Below are 1436 nucleotides of genomic sequence, written 5' to 3' on the forward strand. Positions count from 1 at the left end.
GGCTCTTCGCATTTGAGGGTGTAGGTGTTGTGGGCGGGGTTGGGCGTGTCGTGGCCGGGTAGGGGTCGAGGTCTTCCGATGATGGAGATTGCTACACCGTCCATCTGAAAGACCTCGACATGGCCAATACTATCTTTGATCGCCCTGACCTGAGCGCGTTCACGCGCCTGGATGACCTGGGCCTGGAAGTGACGGGCCAGCGCATGTGGCCAGACCATGCAGTGTTGGCTTGCCGGATTGCTGGTGAGGACCGGTGGTGTCGACGCTGCGGATGCCAGGGCGAGTCGCGTGACACGGTGATCAGGCGCTTGGCGCACGAGCCTTACGGGTGGCGCCCCACGATCTTGCACGTGAGCGTGCGCCGCTACCGGTGCCAGGAGTGCGCCCATGTGTGGCGTCAAGATATGAGCCAAGCGGCCGATCCGCGCGCCAAGCTCTCGCGTGCGGCGGTGCGCTGGGCGCTCACTGGGCTGGTCGTTCATCATTTGACGGTGGCGCGTATCTCCCAGGCCCTCGGTGTGTCCTGGAATACCGCCAACACCGCTGTCCTGGGTGAAGGCCAGCGTCTACTGATCAATGATCCAACTCGGTTCGATGGCGTGCGTGTCATCGGGGTGGATGAACACGTGTGGCGCCACACCCCCTACGGAGACAAATACGTCACCGTTATCTTGGACTTGACACCCATCCGAGAACGCAGCGGCCCCTCCCGACTCTTGGACATGGTCCCGGGTCGCTCCAAGCAGGTCTTCAAAACCTGGCTGGCCTCCCGCCCCGACACGTGGCGAAGCCGCATCGAGATCGTCGCGATGGATGGATTCACCGGGTTCAAAAGCGCAGCCACTGAAGAACTCCCCGGCGCGAGGGCGGTCATGGACCCCTTCCACGTCGTGCACCTGGCTGGCAACGCCTTGGATGAGTGTCGCAGACGCATTCAGCAAGAACTCCACCACCGGCGCGGGCGTGCCACCGACCCCCTGTACAAGGCCCGCAGGATGTTACACACCCGCTCATGCCTGCTCACGCCACGCCAGCAGCACCAACTACTCAACCTGTTTTCCGGTGAGGAGCACGTCGCGCTCGAGGTCACTTGGAGCGCCTACCAGAACATCATCGACGCCTACCGCGCGCCCGACACGGACGCGGGTAAGGCCCTGATGGAAGCCGAAATCAACACCCTGACCTCCACGCGTGTACCGAGGGGTCTGACCGAGCTCATCACGCTGGGCAGGACACTCAAACGCCGAGCCGGGGACATCCTGGCTTACTTCGACCACCCCCACACCTCCAATGGCCCTACCGAAGCCATCAACGGACGCCTCGAACACCTACGCGGCTCCGCCCTCGGGTTCCGTAACCTCACCCACTACATCACCCGCTGCCTCCTCGAAACCGGCGGATTCAGACCCCAACTACACCCCCAATTATGAAGAGCC

2 protein-coding genes are annotated in these 1436 nt (G+C 63.0%); one reads left to right on the top strand and one right to left on the bottom strand.

Going from position 1 to position 1436, the window contains the following annotated elements:
• The coding region (locus HMPREF2804_RS11165; RefSeq protein ID WP_083308319.1) for a hypothetical protein at window positions 1-218 on the bottom strand (218 nt) is incomplete at its 3' end.
• Between HMPREF2804_RS11165 and HMPREF2804_RS00670 the strand changes: the two genes are divergently transcribed.
• On the top strand, window positions 120-1430 hold the full coding sequence (locus HMPREF2804_RS00670) for an ISL3 family transposase (RefSeq protein ID WP_049353248.1): 1311 nt from the start codon (window positions 120-122) through the stop codon (window positions 1428-1430). The genes HMPREF2804_RS11165 and HMPREF2804_RS00670 overlap by 99 nt on opposite strands.
• Window positions 1431-1436: the final 6 nt, after the last annotated feature.

The organism is Rothia sp. HMSC065G12 (genome assembly GCF_001811455.1).
Lineage (GTDB): Bacteria > Actinomycetota > Actinomycetes > Actinomycetales > Micrococcaceae > Rothia > Rothia dentocariosa.

What these genes read in the sequence shown, in the direction of transcription:
- HMPREF2804_RS00670 (WP_049353248.1), top strand. Translation starts at nt 120, where the DNA reads ATGGCCAATACTATCTTTGATCGCCCTGACCTGAGCGCGTTCACGCGC.